The organism is Micromonospora sp. NPDC047740, assembly GCF_043204735.1.
Lineage (GTDB): Bacteria > Actinomycetota > Actinomycetes > Mycobacteriales > Micromonosporaceae > Micromonospora.
The window spans coordinates 178,650-199,361 of record NZ_JBIDCT010000015.1 but is presented as its reverse complement, the minus strand read 5'-3'; the positions used below and the strand labels follow the sequence as shown (position 1 = coordinate 199,361).

16 protein-coding genes and 1 pseudogene are annotated in these 20,712 nt (G+C 70.1%); 3 read left to right on the top strand and 14 right to left on the bottom strand.

All coding sequences use genetic code 11. The features are described from left to right. The first annotated feature begins 504 nt into the window (after positions 1–504). Positions 505–1,140, top strand: coding sequence for a helix-turn-helix domain-containing protein (locus ACGF4F_RS26630; RefSeq protein ID WP_148804786.1), 636 nt, complete (start codon positions 505–507; stop codon positions 1,138–1,140). Between the two features lie 83 nt (positions 1,141–1,223). Here ACGF4F_RS26630 and ACGF4F_RS26625 read toward each other — a convergent pair whose 3' ends face one another. Genes ACGF4F_RS26625 through ACGF4F_RS26565 form a run of 13 tightly spaced genes read right to left on the bottom strand, consistent with a single transcriptional unit; the run spans position 1,224 to position 17,376 of the window. After that, positions 1,224–2,351, bottom strand: coding sequence for an alpha/beta hydrolase (locus ACGF4F_RS26625; protein ID WP_393081374.1), 1,128 nt, complete (start codon positions 2,349–2,351; stop codon positions 1,224–1,226). A gap of 21 nt (positions 2,352–2,372) precedes the next feature. Continuing rightward, positions 2,373–3,371 carry an LLM class flavin-dependent oxidoreductase gene (locus ACGF4F_RS26620; protein ID WP_357447852.1) on the bottom strand — a complete coding sequence of 333 codons (999 nt, stop codon included), beginning with the start codon at positions 3,369–3,371 and terminating at the stop codon, positions 2,373–2,375. Beyond that, positions 3,371–3,700, bottom strand: a complete 330-nt coding sequence (locus ACGF4F_RS26615; protein WP_357447849.1) for a TIGR04076 family protein — start codon at positions 3,698–3,700, stop codon at positions 3,371–3,373. Before ACGF4F_RS26615 ends, ACGF4F_RS26620 begins: the two co-directional genes overlap by 1 nt. Further along, complete coding sequence (locus ACGF4F_RS26610; RefSeq protein WP_393081369.1) at positions 3,697–4,701, bottom strand: NADPH:quinone oxidoreductase family protein; 1,005 nt, start codon at positions 4,699–4,701, stop codon at positions 3,697–3,699. Before ACGF4F_RS26610 ends, ACGF4F_RS26615 begins: the two co-directional genes overlap by 4 nt. Then, positions 4,698–5,111 (bottom strand): nuclear transport factor 2 family protein, encoded by a 414-nt coding sequence (locus ACGF4F_RS26605; RefSeq protein WP_387280584.1) that lies wholly within the window; start codon positions 5,109–5,111, stop codon positions 4,698–4,700. Before ACGF4F_RS26605 ends, ACGF4F_RS26610 begins: the two co-directional genes overlap by 4 nt. Next, positions 5,108–6,373, bottom strand: coding sequence for an amidohydrolase family protein (locus ACGF4F_RS26600; RefSeq protein ID WP_393081366.1), 1,266 nt, complete (start codon positions 6,371–6,373; stop codon positions 5,108–5,110). Before ACGF4F_RS26600 ends, ACGF4F_RS26605 begins: the two co-directional genes overlap by 4 nt. Beyond that, complete coding sequence (locus ACGF4F_RS26595) at positions 6,370–8,040, bottom strand: hydantoinase B/oxoprolinase family protein (RefSeq protein ID WP_393081363.1); 1,671 nt, start codon at positions 8,038–8,040, stop codon at positions 6,370–6,372. Before ACGF4F_RS26595 ends, ACGF4F_RS26600 begins: the two co-directional genes overlap by 4 nt. Then, complete coding sequence (locus ACGF4F_RS26590; RefSeq protein WP_393081360.1) at positions 8,033–9,721, bottom strand: hydantoinase B/oxoprolinase family protein; 1,689 nt, start codon at positions 9,719–9,721, stop codon at positions 8,033–8,035. The genes ACGF4F_RS26595 and ACGF4F_RS26590 overlap by 8 nt, the downstream gene beginning before the upstream one ends. Further along, positions 9,718–11,769 (bottom strand): hydantoinase/oxoprolinase family protein, encoded by a 2,052-nt coding sequence (locus ACGF4F_RS26585; RefSeq protein WP_393081357.1) that lies wholly within the window; start codon positions 11,767–11,769, stop codon positions 9,718–9,720. Before ACGF4F_RS26585 ends, ACGF4F_RS26590 begins: the two co-directional genes overlap by 4 nt. Continuing rightward, positions 11,766–13,796 (bottom strand): dipeptide ABC transporter ATP-binding protein, encoded by a 2,031-nt coding sequence (locus ACGF4F_RS26580; protein WP_393081425.1) that lies wholly within the window; start codon positions 13,794–13,796, stop codon positions 11,766–11,768. The genes ACGF4F_RS26585 and ACGF4F_RS26580 overlap by 4 nt, the downstream gene beginning before the upstream one ends. Positions 13,797–13,798: 2 nt before the next feature. Continuing rightward, positions 13,799–14,689, bottom strand: a complete 891-nt coding sequence (locus tag ACGF4F_RS26575) for an ABC transporter permease (protein ID WP_393081353.1) — start codon at positions 14,687–14,689, stop codon at positions 13,799–13,801. After that, positions 14,689–15,699, bottom strand: a complete 1,011-nt coding sequence (locus ACGF4F_RS26570; protein ID WP_393081350.1) for an ABC transporter permease — start codon at positions 15,697–15,699, stop codon at positions 14,689–14,691. Before ACGF4F_RS26570 ends, ACGF4F_RS26575 begins: the two co-directional genes overlap by 1 nt. An 18-nt stretch (positions 15,700–15,717) precedes the next feature. Then, on the bottom strand, positions 15,718–17,376 hold the full coding sequence (locus tag ACGF4F_RS26565) for an ABC transporter substrate-binding protein (RefSeq protein WP_393081347.1): 1,659 nt from the start codon (positions 17,374–17,376) through the stop codon (positions 15,718–15,720). Between the two features lie 439 nt (positions 17,377–17,815). Here ACGF4F_RS26565 and ACGF4F_RS26560 point away from each other — a divergent pair. Together ACGF4F_RS26560 and ACGF4F_RS26555 are read left to right on the top strand one after the other, a co-directional pair. Further along, positions 17,816–18,177, top strand: a pseudogene (locus tag ACGF4F_RS26560) (response regulator transcription factor); the annotation flags it as partial. Between the two features lie 659 nt (positions 18,178–18,836). Continuing rightward, complete coding sequence (locus tag ACGF4F_RS26555) at positions 18,837–19,523, top strand: Type 1 glutamine amidotransferase-like domain-containing protein (protein WP_393081422.1); 687 nt, start codon at positions 18,837–18,839, stop codon at positions 19,521–19,523. Between the two features lie 706 nt (positions 19,524–20,229). On the opposite strand, the gene ACGF4F_RS26550 is transcribed toward ACGF4F_RS26555, so the two are convergent. Then, positions 20,230–20,634 carry a hypothetical protein gene (locus tag ACGF4F_RS26550; RefSeq protein ID WP_393081344.1) on the bottom strand — a complete coding sequence of 135 codons (405 nt, stop codon included), beginning with the start codon at positions 20,632–20,634 and terminating at the stop codon, positions 20,230–20,232. Between the last annotated feature and the right edge of the window lie 78 nt (positions 20,635–20,712).

The window sequence follows — 20,712 nt, the reverse complement described above, 5'->3', positions numbered from 1 at the left end:
ACTTGAACTGGACGTGGAAAAGTTCGACGACGCGGAATTCGAGCCTTACCTGCAACGGGCGCGAACGTCGGGCACCAGGTTCACGACGATGGCGGAACTCGGTGACACGGCGCAGCACCGGCGCGCGCTCTACGACCTCAACAAGACGTGCTCGGCCGACATCCCAGAGCGGGGGGCCTTCTACACGTACGCCGAGTACGTCACCCAGCGCATCGACGTGGCTACCTTCAACCCGAGCGGCGTCGTCCTCGCGACGTGTGGCGACGCCTGGATCGGAATGTCCACGACCTCCTTGCACCCGGACAAGCGGTACGCGTTCTCGGAGATGACCGGCGTGCGCCCAGCCCTCAAGGTCCCTACCGATCCGGGATGGCCGCCGCAGAGCTCCGGTCGTCGGTCGCGAACCCGGCGGGCGGGGTTGCCGCGCGTGCCCCAAAGTTCGATACCATCGAACAAACGCGGCGGGACCTCCCGCCAACCGCGACAGGAGGCCCCGTGCGGTCGATGGAGAGCCACCCGGTACGGGAGCAAACCCGCCCGGACGGCGGCGTGGCGGACGACACCCCGGCCGGTCAGGTAGGCGCGCGCATCCGGCAGTACCGCAAGGAACGCGGGCTGACGCTGCGTGGCCTGGCCGCCCGCTCCGGCTTGTCGATCGGCTTCCTCTCACAGGTCGAACGAGGCATCTCGTCCATCGGCCTGACCGCGCTCGGCAGCGTCGCGAAAGCTCTGGATTGTTCGGTGGCGGACTTTTTCGATTCCGGCGCCGACTCCTCGCCGGGATCCGTCACCCCGCTTCCCACGCATTTCACGCTCACCAGGGCGGAGACCGCCGCCACCGAGTACGTGTCCGGGCAGCAGACGTACCGGATGCTGTCGGAGCGGGGACCAGACCTGGTCCTTGAGCCGATGCTGGTGCACATCGCGCCCGGCGGTCGCCGGGAGAACGCGTACGGCCACGCTGGCGAGGAGTTCGCCTACGTCATTTCAGGCGAACTGCTCTACGAGGTGAACGGGGTCGAACACCGGCTGCGGCCGGGCGACAGCGTGCATCTTCGCTCCTCGGTGCCGCACCGGATCTACAACGACACCGACTCGGTGACGACCGTGGTGTCGGTGGTGACGCCACGGCTGTTCTGACTGTGAGGCTCGCCTGGTCGGTCCGCACGCGGCTGTTCACGAGCGTGAAAACAAGCCGTCCTCGCAGAGTGGCCTCTGGGTTCTCAGCGACCGAAGCGGCGGTCCACGGCGGCCATGGTGGCGCGCCAGATGGCCGAGCCGGGATCGATGACGTCGAAGTGGTTGCCCGGCTGCTCCAGGTAGCTGATGTCGTCTCCCGCCGCGCGGGCGGCCACGGCATATCGGCGGTTGATGTCGACGAGGTCGAGACTGTCGTCGGCTCCTTGCACCACCAGGGTCGGGAGCCCGAGCGGCACCCGAGCGATCGGGTCGCTCGCCGCGTACCGCCGCCATGCCGTCGCGGGTGTCCCGCCGAGGGCTGTGGAGATCGCACCCTCACCGAGTTGCCGCCGTTCGCCCTCGGCCAGGTCGAGGACGCCGGCCAACGACACCGCGAGCGCGACCGCCGAGACGGTTCGCTCCGGACCGACGGTGACGTCCCGGGTTCCCGCAGCGGAGGCAGCGGCCAGGTCCCCCGCAACCCGCAACGCCAGCTGGCCCCCGGCCGAGTGGCCGAGGACCGCGACGCGCTCCAGGTCCAGCGGTCGGTCATCGGCGACTCCGGCGAGCGCCGCGATGCCCGCCGCGACGTCGGTTGTGGTGGCGTCCCAGCCATGTCGGTCCGGGCGCCGGTACTCCAGATTCCACGACGCGTACCCGCTGTCGGCGAGGTCGACGGCGAGGGCGTCCATCAGGTCCGCCGCCCAGACGGACCGCCAAAAACCGCCGTGCAGCAGCACTGCGACCGGAGCCCGATCCTCGCTCGTGCGGGCCGGGAGCCGCAGCTCGCCCCACTGGTCCGGGTGCGGCCCGTAGGCGATGCGGGCGGCCGGCGACCGGAGGCGGTGGACGGCGTGCCGGATCGCCCAGGCCAGGCCCCAGACACCGCGCCCGTGCAGATGGGCGGCACCGGCAACGGGTGACTCGACGGTGAGGTCGTACCACACCACATGTGGGACGGCACCCATGAGGGCACGCACCTCGGGTGTCGGACCGGGCAGCACCACCAGCGGCGAATCTGCTGCCGCAACCAGGGACCGGACGTCGTCGGGTGCGTTGGCGGTCACCAGCCGGCCGGCTACGCCGAGTTCCGCGCACGTGGTGGTGGTGAGTGACTTCAGCACCGCTGTGTCGGCCACCAATCCGGGTCCGACCACGACGACCAGCCGCACCGGCCGCTCCTCTCTCTCGGGCTACCTGCGCAGCAGGGGCAGGACGGCGGAGCCGAGCAGCTCCACGCCGTGTTCGTCGGTCAGCCCGTGCGGTGTGCCGAACTCGACCCGACGGACCCCGGCGTCGATGAGTGCCTGGGCCTGTGCGGCGACCTGGGCCGGGGTGCCGGAGAAGGCGAACCGGTCGAGCACCTCGTCCGGGATCAGCTGGCCCGCCGCCTCGTGGTCACCCGCATCGACCAGCTTGCCGACCTGCTCCATCAGGTCCCTGGGCAGCACGACGGTCGGGTCGAGTTCCGCCACGACCGCGAGATACATGGCGACCTCGGTGCGGGCCTTGGCCCTGGCCGCTTCGCCGTCGGCGTCAACGACCGTCACGGCGCCGAGCACGATACCGATGTCCTCGACGTTCCGCCCAGCCTTGACCGCGCCGACCCGGACCCGGTCGCGGATGACCGGCACCATGTCGGGATTGGCGCTGCCGCCCACCTTGATCTCGTCCGCGATCCTGCCGGCGAGGGCTGCCCCCTGCGGGCCCCAGGCGCCCACCAGTAGCGGCGGATCCGGCCGCTGCACGGGGTAGCGCAGCGCGGTGCCGGGGGCTAGCGAGAAGACGCGCCCCGCGTAGCCGGCTCGGTCGGCGGACAGCAGGCGGTAGACGACGGCCGCCGCCTCCTCGATCGCGGTCAGCGGCTTCGGTTGGGCCAGTCCCACCGCGCCGAGCCAGGTGCCGCGGGCCAGCCCTAGGTACGCCCGCCCCTGCGACGCCAGGTCGAGCGCGGCGACCTGGCCGGCGATCTCGTACGGGGCCAGGGAATAGGGATTGAGGCACGCCGCTCCGAGCCGGACCCGGTTGGTCACCTGAGCCATCTCCAGCAGCGGGAAGATCGGCGGCTGGTACATCAGGTCACCGAAGACGGTCAGCACGTCGAAGCCGTACGACTCCGCGGCGCGGGCCAGCCGGGCGTAGGCGCCGGCGGGTTTGTCGCTCTGCAGCCCGAGCCCGATCTCGACGGCCATCAGGTCAACTCCGAGGAGTTCATCCGCCGCCGGCAGGTCCGTTCCACCTTCATGATCAGTCGCTCCTCGGGATCAGGGCAGGCGAAGTGGGAGTCCTGGGCCAGCCAGTCCCCGGCCGCCAGGTCGCGCTGTTTCGCGGCGAGGAACGGCAGTACCGAGGCGAGCGCGTACACGCAGAAGTGCTTGCCCTCGGGTAGCCGTAGGTGGGCGCTGTTGGTCAGCTCGAACCAGTCACCGACCGCCATGGCGCAGACCGACCGCCCCTCGATGCGGTCCACAGTCACCTTGAGGTCGTAGATCTCCATGTCGCCGTCCGGTGTCTCCGTCATTGCCCCTCCCCTTCCTCGACCCGCGCGACGATCTTGCCGATGGTCCTTCGGTCGGCCAGCTCGCTCAGCGCCGCCGGCACGTCGTTCAGCGGCACCACCCTGCTGACCCGCGGCCGGATCGCACCGGACCCGTACAGGTCGAACAGGGCCTGATAGGCCGCCCGCACCGCCGTGGCACGCTGCCACGGGTACTGGGAGCCCCAGGAGAGCCCGATCAGGGTGGCGTTCGCCGCGATCAGCCGACCGGGGTCGACCGGCGCTGGTGGACCGCCGGCGGCGCCGACGGTGACGACCGCGCCCTCGAACGCCAGGCAGTCCAGCGACCGGGCGAGCACATCGCCGCCCACCGGGTCGATGATCACGTCGGCACCCCGACCGTCGGTAGCCTCCCGCACGGCCGCGACGAAATCCCCGGTCGTGTAGTCGAACGCCGCCGCCGCGCCTTCGGCGCGGCAGACGGCCGTCTTGCGGGCACCGCCGGCGGTGGCGATGACCCGTGCGCCCCGGGCGACCGCGAGTTGGGTGACCGCGATGCCGACGCCGCCGGCGCCCGCGTGCACCAGCACCGTCTGGCCGGCGGCGACACCTGCCCGCTCCAGGGCGAACCACGCGGTCTGGTACGTGACCGGCAGGGCCGCTGCGATCGTCGGATCCACCGTGGCCGGGCGGGGCACCACCACCGCGGCGTCGACCGTCACCGCGTCGCCGAGTGCGCCACGCGGCAGCGTCGGGCAGGCGATGACCTCCTGACCGAGCAGGTGTTCGGCGCCGACGCCCGCGGCGACGACCCGGCCAGCCGCCTCCACCCCGGGGGTCATCGGCGGGGTCGGCCGCACCGGGTACTCGCCCCGGCAGAGGGACACGTCGAGGAAGTTCAGGCCGACGGTACGGACGGCGAGCTGCACCTCGCCGGGGCCGGGCGGAGGATCGTCCGGCAGGTCGACGACGGACAGGACCTCCGCCGGCTCACCCGTCCGGTCGGCCACCAGCCGGCGCGTCACGTGGCCTCCACCGGGTCGTGCAGCAGCTCGGCGTGGTGGTGCACGATCAGCCATCGGCCGTCGATCCGGCGCAGCACATCGGTGACTCGGGTGAACTGCGGTGCCTGCTCCGCGTGTGCCTGCGCGACCAGCACGTAGCGGGCGACGCCGACCTCACCCCACACGTCGACGCGTTTGTCCCGCGCGGCGAGCACCGCCAGCCGCGGTCGCTGGCTGGCGGCGTCCCGCTGATCGCGGTACGCGTCCAGCTGCTCCCGGGTACGCAGCGGCCCGGGCAGGTGGGTCTCCCAGGTGGTCACCTCGGCATGCAGGTGCGCGTCGAACCGCGGTCGGTCCCCCGCGAGGAAGGCCTCGTACATGTCGTCGATCCCGGCGGCGATGGCCGCCGCGCCGGCCTCCACGAACGTCACCGCGCACCTCCCGCGGCCCGGTCGTCCCGGGCGACATGGCCGCCCTTCATCACCCACCGCACCTTGCGGAACGCCGAGGTGTCAGCGAGCGGGTCGTCGTCCATCGCGATCAGATCGGCCAGCTTGCCCACCTGTACCGTGCCGAGGTCGCTCTCGGCGCCGAGCCACCGGATGGGCCCGAGGGTGCCCGCGTGGATCGCTCGCGCCGGCCCGATCCGCTCCGCCATGTACTCCAGCTCCCGCACCGAGGCGTTGGTGCCTTCGAAATGCCAGAACGGGGGCATGTCGCTGCCGAGCAGCACCTCCACACCGGCGGCGATCGCCATCGCGAAGCTCTCCAGGTGCCGAGGCCCGGCGCCCAGCGAGCGGCACTGCATCCATTCCGGGACCCCGAGCTCGTCGAAGAACTCCTTGCACCGCGTCACCAGCAGCGTCGGCACCAGTGCCGTGCCCCGCTCGGCCATCCGCGCCGCGACCTGCGGAGTGAGCCGGTAGCCGTGCTCCACACAGTCCAGCCCGAGCTCCACCGCGGTGCCGATCACCTCGGCCGGCCCCGCGTGCGCGGTCACCTTGCGCCCCCAGGCGTGCGCCGTTTCCAGCACCGCGGCCAGCTCGTCGGCGAAGAGCTGCGGGGTGTGGATGCCCTCGTGCTCACCGGCGATGCCACCCGAGATCATCACCTTGATCAGGTCCGCGCCGGCCTTGATCTGGCTGCGTACGCCCCGCCGGAAGCCGACCGGCCCGTCACACTCGATGGTGTCGCTGCTCTCGTGGCCGTGCCCGCCGGTGCAGACCAACGCGCGTCCGGCCGTGTAGATCCGGGGGCCTGGCGTGCGTCCGGCGGCGATGGCGCGCCGCAGCGCGAAGTCGGCGTGGTCCTTCTCGGCGACACACCGCACCGTGGTCACCCCGCAGTGCAGCGTCCGCCTTGCCCCGTCGGCCATGTAGTAGGCGAGGTCGTGCGGGCCCATCCCCTTCACGTTGTCGCCGCCGCTGCCGGGCAGCGACAGGGAGAAGTGGGTGTGCATGTTGACCAGCCCGGGCGTCAGATGGGCGCCGTCGAGGTCCACCTCGGTCAGCGGGCTGGCGGCCCGCGCCTGGGCCGCCACATCGGCGTACGGGCCGACGGCGGCGATCCGGTCGCCGTGGACCCACACCCCCGCGTCGGCGATGGGCGTCATGCCCTCCACGACGCGGGCGTCGAGCACGGTGCAGTTGCCGAGCAGCAGGCTCGATGGCTCGGGCGCAGAGGCGGCGCTCATGCGTTCACTCCATACAGCTCGCGGGCGGCCTGCGCGGAGACGTACCCTTCGGCGACGTCCCGGCGTACCGCGTCGGGGTCGCGGGTACGCGGGTCGCCGTGCCCGCCACCACCGGCGGTCAGCAGCGTCACCCGATCACCGACCCGCACCGACGTACGCCGAGTACTCACCCGCTGCTCACGGTCGGTGCCCGGGAAGACCACCACCTGGTTCGGGTCGGGCCGCAGCCCACCGGCCAGAGCCCACGGCGCGCTCTTCGTCTTCTTGATCACCGACAGGAACTCCCCCGACGTCACGAAACGAATGTCCCGCCGCAGCCCACAACCACCACGGAACCGGCCCGCGCCACCCGAATCCGTACGAATCTCCACCCGCTCGAAGAACATCCCCGTCCTGGCCTCCAGCACCTCGACGGGGGTGTTGCGGGCCTGGGTCTGGCACAGGTGGTTGGCCGGGCCGATGCCGTCGTGGTGGGGTGTGCCGCCCCAGCCGACCGGGTCGTTGTTGCTGACCGCGAACATCTGACCGGTGTCCGGGTGCAGACCCACCATCATGAACCCCGGCACGTCACCACCGCTGGAGGCCGGCAACCGCTCCGGCATCCCCTGCGCGAGGGCTTGGTAGATCAGTTCCAGGGCGACGGTGCCGGTCCACTGGGTGAACGTCGCCGCGGGGTACCGGGCATGGAACAGCGACCCGGGTTCGGTGCGCACCCGAAGCGGGGCGAAGTGCCCGGCGTTGGTCTGTTGGGTGGGGGTGGTGACTGCCTTGAACGCGACCCGGCAGGTGGCGATGGTCGCCCCGAGCGGCAGGTTGACCGGCCCCGGCACCGCCGGGGACGAGCCGGTGAAGTCGACGGTGAAGGTGCCGCCGGCGACGGTGACGGTGGCCCGCATGCGGATGGGGTCGCCGGTGACGCCGTCGTCGTCGAGCCAGTCCTCGGCGGTCCAGCTGCCCTGCGGCAGTCCGGCCACCGCCTCGTGGGCGGAGTCGGCGGCAGCCGCGATGACACGTTCGACGACCGCGTCCACTACGGCCGGCCCGTACTGCCGGTACACCTCGATCACCCGGCGCTCACCGGTACGCAGCGCGGCGATCTGGGCGTTCAGGTCGCCGAGCACGAGTTCCGGCATGCGTGAGTTGAAGCGGATCAGCTCGTGGATCTCGTGTACCGGCTTCCCGCGGGCGTACACCTTCGTGCCGGGGAAGATGATCCCCTCCTGGTGCATGTCGGTGGAGTCGAGCACGTAGCCGGGGTCCTTGGCGCCCAGGTCCATCCAGTGCGCCCGGATGCACAGGAAGCCGATCAGTTCCTCGCCGCCGGGCAGGAAGACCGGCGCGAACAGCGTCGCGTCGTAGCTGTGCGCGGCGTTCCAGTACGGGTAGTTCAGCAGCACGACGTCGCCGGGGTGCAGATTCTCCCGCCCGACGTACTCGACCCCGCGCTCGATTGAGTAGTCGTTGGCGCCGAGGAACCGGGACAGCCCGGTCGACTCCGCGACCAGCCGCAACTGTCGGTCGTAGATGGAGATGCCGAAGTCGTACACCTCGTAGATGACCGGGTTGAAGGCGGTGCGTACCAGCGCGGCGCGCATCTCCTCGGCCGCCGAGACGAGGTGGCTGTGCACCACCTCGACGGTGGCCCCGTCGACGGTCGGTTCACTCATCGACGTCCACTCCATACAGCTCGCGGGCGGCCTGCGCGGAGACGTACCCTTCGGCGACGTCCCGGCGTACCGCGTCGGGGTCGCGGGTACGCGGGTCGCCGTGCCCGCCACCACCGGCGGTCAGCAGCGTCACCCGATCACCGACCCGCACCGACGTACGCCGAGTACTCACCCGCTGCTCACGGTCGGTGCCCGGGAAGACCACCACCTGGTTCGGGTCGGGCCGCAGCCCACCGGCCAGAGCCCACGGCGCGCTCTTCGTCTTCTTGATCACCGACAGGAACTCCCCCGACGTCACGAAACGAATGTCCCGCCGCAGCCCACAACCACCACGGAACCGGCCCGCGCCACCCGAATCCGTACGAATCTCCACCCGCTCGAAGAACATCCCCGTCCTGGCCTCCAGCACCTCGATTGGGGTGCCCCGGCCGGTGCTGCCGGAGACGTGGGTGGCGGCGTCCATCCCGTCGTGGTGCGGTGCGCCGCCCCAGCCGACCAGGTCGTTGTTGCTGACCGCGAACATCTGACCGGTGTCCGGGTGCAGACCCACCATCATGAACCCCGGCACGTCACCGCCGCTGGAGGCCGGCAACCGCTCCGGCATCCCCTGCGCGAGGGCCTTGAGGATCAGCTCCACGGCGACGATGCCCGTCCAGAGCGTAAAGGTGGGCTGCGGATAGACCGCGTGGAACAAGGTGCCCGGCTCGGCCCGCACCTCCAGCGGCGCGACCGTGCCGGCGTTCGACGGGTCGTCGGGTGAGGTCAGCGACTTGAGGATGACCTTGCAGATCGCCTCGGTCGCACCGAACGGCATGTTGATCGGGCCGCGGGTGGCCGGCGCCGAGCCGGCGAAGTCCACCACGAACCGGCCCTCGGCGACGGTGACGGTGACCCGCATCTTCACCGGGTCGTCGGTGATGCCGTCGTCGTCCAGCCAGTCCTCCGCGGTCCAGGTGCCCTGCGGCAGGGCCGCCAGCGCGGTGCGGGTCCGGGCCTCGCCGTCGGCGATGATGCGGTCGATCGCCGAGTCCACCGTCGCGCGCCCGAACTTCTCGACGATCTCCAGCAACCGGCGTTCGCCCGTACGCAGCGCGGCGATCTGCGCGTGCAGGTCACCGAGCACCGCGTCGGGCATCCGCGAGTTGAAGCGGATCAGCTCGTGGATCTCGTGCACCGGCTCGCCGCGCGAGACGACCTTGGTACCCGGGAAGATCAGGCCTTCCTGGTGCATGTCGGTGGAGTCGAGCACGTAGCCCGGGTCCTTGGCGCCCAGATCCATCCAGTGCGCCCGCACGCAGAGAAAACCGAGCAGGTCGCCGTCGGCGTCGACGTCGGACGGGTCCGGGCGAAAGACCGGCGCGAACAGCGTCGCGTCGTAGGCGTGCGCGGCGTTCCAGTACGGGTAGTTCAGCAGCACCACGTCGCCGCGGTGCAGGTTCTCCCGGCCCACGTACTCGACGCCCTTGCGCAGGGAGTAGTCGTTGGCGCCGAGGAAGAACGTCAGCCCGGTGGCCTCGGCGACCAGCCGCAGGTCGGCGTCGTAGATCGACAGGCCGAAGTCGTGCACCTCGTAGATGACCGGGTTGAACGAGGTACGGATGAGAGTGGCCCGCATCTCCTCCGCCGCCGAGAGCAGGTAGCTGCGGACGACCTCGACCTGGGCACCGTCCAACGTGGTCATGCGGCTGCCTCCAGGGTCACGAGCAGGTATCCGTGGTCGTCGACGGTGACCCGCTGACCGCTGGGCACCACGGTGGTGGAGGTGCCCTCGTCAACCAGCGCCGGCCCGTCGAACGTGTCGCCCGGCTCCAACGCGGCCCGGTCGTACACCGCGAACGGCACGACCGCGCGCTGCCCGAAGTCGTAGGCGTCGCGGTGGGCCAGCAGCGCCTGCGCCGGGTCACCGTCGCCACGCGGACGGGTGCCGAGCTCCGGCCGGGCGGTCCGGCCGATGCCGCGCACCCGGAGGTTGAGGATCTGCAGCGGGTTGCCCATCGTGTGGCCGTACCGGCCGCGATGCAGGGCGTCGAAGGCGGTCCGGACCGCGTCGCGGTCCAGCCCGCCACCGACCGTGACCATCAGGCTGTGCTCCTGGCCCAGGTAGCGCAGCTCGAACTGCCGCTCCAGCACGGCCTGGTCCGCCGGCACGCCCTGCGCCACCAGCGACGCCACCGCTTCGGCCTCGACCGCCTTGAAGACCTGCTCCAGCGCGGCCAGGTCCGCGTCGTCCAGAATGGTCATCACGGTACGGCTGAAGTCGTTGACGATGTCCGCAGACAGCATGCCCCATGCAGAGAACCCGGACGGCGCGAAGGGCACGATCACCTCACCGATGCCCATCTCGCGGGCCAGCAGCGGCGCCAGCAGCGGCCCCGCCCCGCCGAAGGCGAGCAGGGAGAACTGCCGCGGGTCGTGGCCCCGCTCGACGGTGATCTGCCGGACCGCGCCGACCGTCCGGGCCAGCAGCACGTCGAAGACCCCGGCCGCGGCGCCCTCCACGCTCAGGCCGAGCGGCCCGGCCAACTGCTCCTGGATCGCCGCGCGCGCCGCCGCGTCCTGCAGCCCCATCGTGCCGGCGAGGAAACGGTCGGGGTCGACGTAGCCGAGCACGACCGCCGCGTCGGTGACGGTCGGTTCCATGCCGCCTCGGCCGTAGCAGACCGGCCCCGGATCGGCCCCGGCGCTCTGCGGGCCGACCTTGAGCAGACCTCGGTCCAGCCAGGCGATCGACCCGCCGCCGGCGCCGATGGTGCGGATGTCGTACGTGGGGATCAGCAGCGGGAAGTGCTCCAGCTGGGCCTGGTACGCGGCAACCGGGTTGCCGCGCTCGATGACGCAGGCGTCCAGCGAGGTCCCGCCGATGTCGAAGGTGAGCATGTTGTCGCGACCCAACTCGGCCGCCAGGTAGGCGGCGCCCACGATGCCGCCGGCCGGACCCGACAGCACGGTGTGGGTGGGCGAGGTCTTCGCCACCGCGCTGGTCATCGAACCACCGCCGGAGCGCATGATCAGGAACCGGCCGCCGAACCCCCGCTCGGCCAGTCCGGCCTCCAGCTCGTCGACATACCGCTCGAAGATCGGCCGGATGTACGCCTCCAGCACCGTCGTGCTGGTCCGCTCGTACTCGCGGTACTCGCGCACGATGTCGGTCGACAGCGAGAGGCTGACGTCGGGGAACTCCTTCCGGATCAGCCGCGCGGCCTCCCGCTCGTGGCTCGGGTCGAGGAAGGAGTGCAGGAAACAGATGGCGATCGAGGTGACCTGCTGGTCCACGACGAGGGCGCGGGCGGCGGCGCGGACGCTGTCCGGGTCCAGGTCCTCCACCACCCGGCCCCGGTAGTCGAGCCGGCCCCGCACGCCGGCGGTGAAGCGGCGCTGGACCAGGCTCTCCGGCCGCTCGTACTGGAAGTCGTACATGTGGTCGGCGGGCACGTTGCCCCGGCCGATGAGGAAGATGTCGCGAAACCCCTCGTTGGTGATGATGCCGGTGCGCCCGCCGCGCCGTTCCAGCACCGCGTTCAGCCCGAGGGTGGTGCCGTGGATGAACAGCTCCACCTCGGACAGATCGGTGCCGAGCGCGGCGATCGCGGCGAGCACGCCATCGGCCGGCCGGGCCGGGGTGGTGGACGCCTTACGGAAGCGGACCCGGTTCGTGCGGGTGTCGAGTTCCATGGCGTCGACGAACGTGCCACCGATGTCGACGGCCAGCCGGATGGGGCGACTTGTCATGGGGTGGTGGCCTGCTTTCCGGTCAGGGCGGCAAGCTCCGGCACCCGCCAGCAGGCGGCTCGGCTTGCGCCATACGGCTGAAGGTGTTGCTGCTGCGTGCGGCAGGTGTCGGTGACGAACGGACACCTGGCGGCGAGCGGGCACCCGGTGGTCGCGTCGGCCTCCTCGAGGTCCTTGACCAGCGCCACCGCGTCGCCGCCGGCCCCGGTGCCGCCGCCCAGGCGGGGTGCGCTGGCCAGCAGCGCCCTGGTGTACGGGTGCCGGGGGTGGTCGAAGACCACGTCGACCGGCCCCTCCTCCACGATGCGCCCGAGGTAGAGCACCACGACCCGGTCGGCGAATCCGCGCACCGTGGCCAGGTCGTGGGAGATGAACACCGCGGCGCGGTCCTTGTCGGCGGTCACCTCGCTGATCACCGTGAGGATCTGCGCCTGCACGGTGACGTCGAGGGCCGAGGTCGGCTCGTCGAAGACGATCAGGTCCGGCTCACCGACCAGCGCCCGGGCGATCCCGACCCGCTGCGCCTGACCGCCGGACAGCTCGTGCGGATATCGCTGCAGGATCGAGCGGTCGAGTTCCATCCGGTCCAGTACCGCGGCGACCCGGGCGGCCCGCTCCGCGGCGGAGAGGCCGGCGGCTCGCAGGGGCTCCGCGATCGAGTCCGCGACCGTGCGGCGTGGGCTGAGCGAGCCGATCGGGTCCTGGAACACGAGTTGGGCCCGCGTCCGCGCCTGCCGTAGCGCCCGCCCGCGCAGGTGGGCCCGACCGGGCTGTCTGACCAGGCTGTGCCCGGCGACGGTGACGGCGCCGGATGTGGGCGAGACCAAACCCATGACGAGCTTGGCGAGGGTGCTCTTGCCGCAGCCGCTCTCGCCCACCACGCCGAGGGTTTCGCCGGCCGCAACCCGCAGGCTCACCCCGCGCAATGCGTGATGCCCGCCGGACCCGAACCGGCTGCGGTAGACCACGTGCGCGTCGTCGATCTCCAACACGGTCGACTTCGCCTCCGGGCCCACGACGGGATCGGCAGCCGGGATCGCCCGGACGGGCTCGGGCTCCGCGCCGATCGGCCCGGCCTGCGGGTGGAAGCAGGCCAGCGACCAGCCATCCGGGCCGCCGGCGAGCGGCTCGGTGGTGGGACGCCGGGCGGCACAGGTGTCGTCGGCGTGCCCGCAACGGGCGACGAACGGGCAATTCTGCGGTGCGCGGGTCAGCAGGGGCATGGCGCCGGCGGTGGCGACGACCGGTCGGCCGCCGACGTCGGGCACCGAGCGCAGCAAGGCGCGGGTGTACGGGTGCGCCGGTTCGCGCAGCACCTGGGCGGCCGGTCCGCTCTCCACCACCGTTCCGGCGTAGAGCACCACCACCCGGTCGCAGACCTCGGCGATGGAGGCCAGGTCGTGGGAGATGAGCAACACGCCCCGGCCGTCGGTGTCCGCGGCGTGCCGGAACTGCCGCAGGATCTCCCGGGTCAGCGTCACGTCGAGGCCGGTGGTCGGCTCGTCGGCGATCAGCAGGCCGGGGGCGCAGCCGGTGGCCAGCGAGATCATCACCCGCTGGGCCATACCGCCGGACAGCTCGTGGGGGTAGGCGTCGAGCCGCCGCTGCGGGCTGCGGATGCCGACCGCCTCGAACAGTTCCCGGGCCGCTTCGCGGGCCCGATCAACGGGCATGTTCTGATGGGTGACGAGCCGGTCGACGAGCTGCCGGCCGACGGTGCGGGTCGGGCTGAGCGCCCCGCGCGGGTTCTGGAAACAGATCGCCACGCCCCGGCCGCGGTGGGCGGCAAGCGCGACCTCGTCCATTCCCAGCACGTCCGCGTCGTCGAAGACGACTCGCCCGGTGGTGTGTGAACCGTCGGGAAGCAGACCGACGATGGCGCGGGCCACCATGCTCTTGCCACCGCCGCTCTCCCCCACTAGGCCGACGACCTCGCCGGGGCGTACGGCGAAGGTGATGTCGTTGAGCGCGGCCACCTGGCGGCCGGGCCGGCGGATCACGACGGAGAGGTTCTCGATCGACAGCATGGTCACCGCCGCTTCGCGTCAGCGCGTTCCTGCAGGCCTTCGCCGAGCAGGCTGAACCCCAGGACGCAGACGAGCAGGGCCAGGCCGGGCGGGACGGAGGTCCACCACCGACCGCCGACCACGTCTGCGGCACCCAGGCTGATCATGGCGCCCCACTCGGCGGCGGGAATGCTCACGCCCAGACCGAGGAAGGAGAGCCCGGCCAGGGTGAGCATCGCCCAGCCGCAGTTGAGCGGGGCGATCACCCGCACCGGGGTGAGGCTGTTGGGCAGCAGGTGACGCCACAGGATGCCGGCCGTCGACGCCCCTGAGGTCACGGCGGCGTCCACGAAGGGCAGCTCGCGCAGCGTACGCACCTCGGCGCGGACCAGTCGGGCGTAGGCCGGAGCGTTCACGGCCGCGATGGTGAGGACCAGGTTGAGCGTGCCGTTGCCGAGCAGGGCGGCCACCGCCAACGCGAGGATGAAGGTGGGAAACGCCTGGAAGATGTCGACGACGCGCATGAGCACGTCGTCGAGCCAGCCACCGCGGTAGCCGGCGACCAGACCGAGCAGCGTGCCGGCCACCACCGCGAGCGCGACGGCGGCCACCGCGATGCCCAGGTCCAGCCGGGCGGCGTACAGCACGCGGCTCCATATGTCCATGCCGTTGCCGTCGGTGCCGAGCAAGTGGCCGCCGCCTGGCGCGGCCAGCGTGCTGGCCGGGTCGATCTCGGTCTCGCCCCAGGAGCTGAGCAGCGGGGCGAACACCGCGGCCACCACGACCACGGTCAGGATGGCAGCGCCGGTGGTGATCAGGACGCGGGCGAAACGGCCGTCGCGGGTGCCGCCGGCGTCGGCGGCCACGCCCTGGTCCGTGGCACCGGCCGGGCCCGCCGTGCGCAGGTCGGCCATCAGATCCTCACTCTCGGGTCGAGAATTGCGTGCACCACGTCGGCGACGAGGAACACCACCACGTAGCACAGCGCGATCATCAGCACGGAGGCCTGCACCACCGGATAGTCGCGGTAGAGCAGACCGCGCAGCGCCCACTGGCCGAAGCCCTGCCAGGAGTAGACGTACTCGACGAGCACCGTGGAACCGATGGCGGTGCCGAAGACCAGCGCGGCCAGCGACGGCAGCCGGACCAGGGTCGCTCGCAGCAGGTAGCCGTAGAGCAGGGTCCGCCGTGGTAGGCCGTGCGCCTCGGCCGCGGCGTACGGCTCCGAGCGCAGCACCTCCAGTGCGGAGGCGCGCACGCTGCGCAGCAACGGCGCGACCACTCCGACGACCAGGGTCAACACCGGCAGCACCAGGTACGCCGCGGCGGAGGTGATCGCCGGTCCGTTCCCGGTGAGCACGGCGTCGATCAGGTCGGCGCCGGTCAGCGGGGTCAGGTTGGTGTCCGGATCGACCCGCCCGCTCGGTGCCGGAAACCAGCCCAGCACGCTGTAGCCGACCAGCACGAGCACCAGTCCGAGCCAGAAGTCGGGGACGGAGTTGCCGACCAGGGCGAGCACCCGGATGCCGTGGTCGCCGGGCCGGTTGGCGCGCCGGGCCGACCAGACACCGAGCACGGTGGCGGCCACCAGCGCGATGGTCACCGCGATGACGACCAGCTCCAGCGTGGGTCCCACCCGCAGGGCCATTTCCGCGCCGACCGAGCCGCCGCTCTGGATGGAGGTGCCGAAGTCTCCCGTGACCAGTCCTCGGAGGTAGTGGAGGAACTGCCGCCACAACGGCTGGTCCAGTCCGAACCGTGCGCGGGCCGCGGCGGCGTCCGCCTCGGTGGCGTTCTGCCCGAGGATGGTCCGCACCGGGTCGCCGGGCAGTACCCGAACCAGGAGGAAGGTCAGGACGACCACCCCGAGCAGCACCGGGATGAGCTGGAGCAGTCGTCTGACGACAAACCGGAGGATGCGCATTCGGATGCCCGGCGGTGCCTAGGCCGACGCGGTCAGGTAGCGCAGGCGGGCGAGGCCGTCCATGGGCTGTACCCAGCCGGCGACGGTGTCCCGTACCGGCAGGTTGAAGTTGGGTTGGCAGATGACCACCCAGGGCACGTCCGCGGCGAGAATCTGCTGGACCTGCTTCCACAACTGGTTGCGCGCCGATTCGTCCACGGTGGTGTGCGACTGCTCGTAGATCTTCTCGATCTCGGGATTGCTGTAGTTGGAGTAGTTGAGGTTCGCGCCGTTGACGAAGCTCGTGGCGAGCATGTACTCCACGTCGTTCACCCAGAGCTGGCCGGAGGTGAGCTGCACCGGGATGTTCTTCTTGGTCCGCCGCTCGCCGAGGGTGGCCGGGTCCAGCGGGGTCAGCTTGAGGTTGATGCCGACCTTCGCCGCCTCGCTCTGCACCTGGACGGCGATCTTCTGCTGTTCGTCGTTGTCGGCCTCGAAGACCAGTTCCGAGTCGATCGTGTTCTTGCCGGCCGCAGCCATGGCAGCCTTGGCCTGGTCGAGGTTGTGCGTGAACGGGTAGCCGCTCGCGTCGTACCCGGGCATGTCCAGCGGCACGGGGCTCTTGGCCGGGCGGGCGTCCCCGCCGTAGACGTTGCTGATGATCTGCTCGTATGGCACCGCGTACGCGAGGGCCTTGCGGACGTTCACGTCGTTGAACGGTGCCGCGGTGACGGACATCTGGATCGCCACCTGGCGGTTGCTCGCCGCCGAGATGACCTTGATTCCCGGGGCCTTCTTGAGGTCCTGGATGTCGCGCTGGCTGATGCCGAGGGCGATGTCGATGTCACCGGCCTGCAGTTGCAGCCGCTGGTTCGCGGCGGCGGGTACCACCGAGATGCGGATGGTGGGCGTCTTGGCCGGGTCGGGCCCCGGGTAGCCGGTGTTCGCCGACAGTTCGATCTCCTGGCCCTGGGTGGCTTTCGCGACGTTGAAGTAGCCGCCGGTGGGCGCGTTCTTGGCGAACCACTCCTTGGCCCAGGGATCGCTGGCGGTGGCGTGCTTCTTGGCCTCCACCGAGTCGAAGACGTACAGCGAGATCGCCTGGATCTGCCGGGTGAGGGCGCTGGGGAAGGCTTGGTGGAACTCCACGGTGTAGTCGTCGACGACCTTGACCTGGTCTGGGCTGGTCAGCCCGATGGTGCGGTAGATGCCGGCCACGTTCGCCTGGGCGGCGAAGGCACGGTCCTTGGACCACTTCACGTCGGCGGCGGTCATCTCGTTGCCGCTGGCGAACTTGACCCCACGGCGCAGCTTGAGCGTCCACACCTTCTTCGCGGCGTCCGGCTCGAACGACTCGGCGAACGCCGGGCCGATGTTCTGGGTGTCGAGGATCTGGCTGTCTCCCGCGTTCGTGACGCCATAGTCGATCATGTACGGGAAGACGTTCTTGTAGAGCATCAGCGCGGTCAGGTCGAAGCCGACGAAGTCCTGGTCCCAGCTCGACAGGTAGCTCGAGACCGCGATGCGCAACGTCTTGGCGGTGGGGCCGCCCGACGCTCCGTTCTTGGGCTTCGACCCGCTGTTCGCCGCGCAGGCCCCCGTCGCGAGCAGGAGCGCGACACTGCCGCCCAACTGCAGGACCCCGCGGCGAGAGAGGGCGGGCGAGGAGGTGCTGTCCGCGCGATCTGAACGAGCCATGAGTAGTCCTCCTAGAACCACGAGGCAGATGGTCCGCGCAGCGGACCCACTCGTGTTCTACCGGATTAAGTGGCAGTGAACAAGAGTCTGAACGGTGTTCACTGAACAAACCTCGAAACGAACGGCGCAGGCCTCCCGAACAGCCAATGACCTGCGAGGCAGATGTTCACGTGAGTTTGCAGGCTTGTTACAACCACTGTTCAGGCTGTCGAAACGCCGGCGCCGGACGACCTTGGACAGGTGCGATGACCATGTCGGTGCGCATGTGGTCGGCGAGCGCCCAGCCCGCGAGGCTGCCGTGACGGCCGACCGCCAGTAGTAGTAGCTCGAGCGGGACGGCTCCCCGTGTTCCCGACCGCCGGCGTCCGCGGTGGGCCGTCGTCCGTATCCGGGATTTACCGATTCGCCCCTTGACCGTCACGCAGGCCGCCCGGTCGCCGCCGTCCGGATGGTCCGCACCGGCGATGCGCTGCTGGCGCCGGCCATTACCCGCCGCCTCGTCGAACGGTTCGCCCGCCGTGACCCGGACACGGCCGCGATCCACCGCGACCTGGCCACGCTGACGCCACGGGAACTCGAGGTGCTGCGCCTGCTGGCCCACGGCCTGAGCAACGCCGAACTCGCCGGCCACCTCCACCTGTCCGAGGCGACTGTCAAACCCACGTCGCCCGCATCCTCGCCAAGCTCGCCCTGCGCGACCGCGGCCAGGCCGTCGTCGTCGTCGTCGCCTATGAAACCGGACTGGTCAGCCCCAACGGAACCGGAGCTGCGCTGCGGTCCACCAATCACCAGCACGGCTGAGCAGATTCCGGGCAGTGTCCCGGTCGGGCCGATCCTGCGCCGGAACGACGTGCGTGACGCCTCAGACCTGTCGACGTCGTCCGCAGCAGCGCCGTCCGCATCGGGCGCTGCAGCCTCCGCGCTCCGACCGTCCTGCCGCCGACCTTGCTCACGAGGGTCAAACGCCGGCCGGTTCTCGGCGGGCTGATCTACGAGTACGAACGAGCCGCACAAAAAGACCAGCTCAGCGCACATAACCGAGTTTTGAAACCCCTCAGGCGACGATCGGCTGCCCGCGTTCATGCGGGCCTTCATGCTATCTGCCCGCAGGGCCACTACCTCGACCAACCGCGTGTCGGAGTCGATCTACGAAACTCCAAAACTGCAGTTAATGAGGGTTGGGCCGTTCGCCAGTGAGGTAGTTCTGGATGGTTGGAGACAGCCAGGCGATGGCCATTCGATCGAGACAACCCGGAAGGTGGGACCCGAACTGGCGAACAAAACGCAGGTAAGGGCGTGGCATCGGACCTGTGTCGTCGTACGGGCGGAGGCAGTTGACGGTTGGACGGCCGCCAGCGGATGATCCAGCGATGTGTCGCTCGGGTTAGCAAGCCGGGACGCTGGTTCTAATGGGCAACATGATCGCCGTCATTGCGGTGGCTTCGGGAGAGCGGATTTTGATGAAGTTCCTTCTCACGTCGTCGGGCATCTGTAACCCGAGTATCTCCGACGCGCTCGTCGACCTGCTGGGCAAGCCGATCGCCGAGTCCACGGCCCTGTTCATCCCCACCGGTGTCTACCCCTTCTCCGGCGGAGGTGAGAGGGCGTGGAAGGCGATTCACGGCCAGGCTCCGATCCCGCTGTCCCAGCTGGGTTGGAAATCCCTGGGGCTGTTGGAGCTCACCGCGCTGCCGACCGTTCGAGAAGAGAACTGGGTCCCGGCAGTCCGGGAGGCCGATGCCCTCCTCGTCTGGGGCGGCGACGTGCTGTACCTGACCTACTGGCTGCGCCAGTCGGGCCTGGCTGACCTCCTGCCGTCGCTGAGTGACACGGTTTATGTGGGGGTCAGCGCCGGGAGCATTGCGGTCACCCCGTACAACTGCGACGCCGAATTCGACCTCGGATTCGTCCCGGACGGCAGCGACATGGCGCAGGGCGCCGACCGGGCGCTGGGGCTGGTGGATTTCACGCTGTACCCCCACCTCAATCATCCGGACATGGAGGACGCCGAGCTGTCCAACATCCAGAAGTGGGCGTCCGGAATCCCGGTCCCGACTTACGCCATCGACGACAACACCGCCATCAAGGTGGTCGATGGCACCGTTGACGTCATCTCCGAAGGCGACTGGAGACTGATCAACCCCTGACCGAGACGTCCCTTCAGCCAAACCAGCCCTACACAAGGCGGGTCCACAACTCACGAACACAGCAATCGGCCGAAGAGACGTGGGCCCCATAGACCCCGACAAGTGGGACCCGAACTGGCCCACAGAACCAGCCATCGGACTCCAGGTCGAAACGCACCTGGGCATCCGGCCGCTTGGGCCACAGCGATGACCAGATGACCAGGCCTGGTCTGCGCTCTGGGGGTGCACGCACCACTTGGCGTTGTATTGATCAAAGTTGAGGACATAGTCGATCAACACGGGCAAGATGCCGTCTGAGCTGCCCGTTCTCTGGTCATCGGTGGTCAACGTTCGTTGCTCTTGGTGCACCTCTGACGGCCTGGATACGGCCTGATCTTGGGGCTTCCCTCGGCGGCATGCCAGGCCACCGCTTGACCTCGAGACCTGGGCAATCCGGCTGGATGCGGGAATCATGCGAGCTCCATTCCGAGCGTCTGAATAACTTGCTCGACGACCCGTCAGCCGTCAGTGCTTGGGGTCCCCCTGGGCAGCAAGCCGGGGAGTTGAAGCGGAACGCAGAGCCACTGCCTCGCCACCAGCGAAAACCGCACCCGACGCCTGCTGACACGGCGTCTCAAGCTGCCATCGTTGACCGCTAGTTCACGACGTTTCGCGGTGTCATGTGCCCCGCGTGTGCCCCACACTGCCAGGAGCGGGCAGGGCCGAGTCAAGGTCGCCGAACACTGCTCAACCGGTCCGCCAAGGTAGGCCTTGTCCGTCGGACTAGCTGAACAAGAACAGCAGACCACGTGGCGATGAGGCCGGACACCGTGCCGGTTAGCGCGGCCACCGTGCCGGCCGCGAACGCGGTCCGGAAGTGCCGAAGTCGATAACGCAGCACGACGGTTCCGACGATGAGGCCGATGAGCGTCATGGGCACGCCGACACCGCCGATCACGAGCAGGGCCAAAGTTCGATTGGAAGGGCAGAAGACGATGCAGCCTGTCGGGTGGTCGGTAGAACTTAGTAGCACAACCAGCCCGGCGATCGCGGCCAGCGCGGCCAGCGCGGCCCACCAGGCATACATGATGCGGAAGGCGACACCGAGCCGGGCGATGGGCTCAGGCTTCATACGGTTAGAGTGCACGACCATCGGCCGGCATGCCACGTTGCGGCTACTCAACCCACCTGGGCCAGCCGTGACCCCTCG

What these genes read in the sequence shown, in the direction of transcription:
- ACGF4F_RS26630 (WP_148804786.1), top strand. Translation starts at nt 505, where the DNA reads ATGGAGAGCCACCCGGTACGGGAGCAAACCCGCCCGGACGGCGGCGTG.
- ACGF4F_RS26575 (WP_393081353.1), bottom strand. Translation starts at nt 14,689, where the DNA reads ATGGCCGACCTGCGCACGGCGGGCCCGGCCGGTGCCACGGACCAGGGC.
- ACGF4F_RS26620 (WP_357447852.1), bottom strand. Translation starts at nt 3,371, where the DNA reads ATGGCCGTCGAGATCGGGCTCGGGCTGCAGAGCGACAAACCCGCCGGC.
- ACGF4F_RS26570 (WP_393081350.1), bottom strand. Translation starts at nt 15,699, where the DNA reads ATGCGCATCCTCCGGTTTGTCGTCAGACGACTGCTCCAGCTCATCCCG.
- ACGF4F_RS26590 (WP_393081360.1), bottom strand. Translation starts at nt 9,721, where the DNA reads ATGACCACGTTGGACGGTGCCCAGGTCGAGGTCGTCCGCAGCTACCTG.
- ACGF4F_RS26595 (WP_393081363.1), bottom strand. Translation starts at nt 8,040, where the DNA reads ATGAGTGAACCGACCGTCGACGGGGCCACCGTCGAGGTGGTGCACAGC.
- ACGF4F_RS26585 (WP_393081357.1), bottom strand. Translation starts at nt 11,769, where the DNA reads ATGACAAGTCGCCCCATCCGGCTGGCCGTCGACATCGGTGGCACGTTC.
- ACGF4F_RS26600 (WP_393081366.1), bottom strand. Translation starts at nt 6,373, where the DNA reads ATGAGCGCCGCCTCTGCGCCCGAGCCATCGAGCCTGCTGCTCGGCAAC.
- ACGF4F_RS26615 (WP_357447849.1), bottom strand. Translation starts at nt 3,700, where the DNA reads ATGACGGAGACACCGGACGGCGACATGGAGATCTACGACCTCAAGGTG.
- ACGF4F_RS26550 (WP_393081344.1), bottom strand. Translation starts at nt 20,634, where the DNA reads ATGAAGCCTGAGCCCATCGCCCGGCTCGGTGTCGCCTTCCGCATCATG.
- ACGF4F_RS26565 (WP_393081347.1), bottom strand. Translation starts at nt 17,376, where the DNA reads ATGGCTCGTTCAGATCGCGCGGACAGCACCTCCTCGCCCGCCCTCTCT.
- ACGF4F_RS26580 (WP_393081425.1), bottom strand. Translation starts at nt 13,796, where the DNA reads ATGCTGTCGATCGAGAACCTCTCCGTCGTGATCCGCCGGCCCGGCCGC.
- ACGF4F_RS26555 (WP_393081422.1), top strand. Translation starts at nt 18,837, where the DNA reads ATGAAGTTCCTTCTCACGTCGTCGGGCATCTGTAACCCGAGTATCTCC.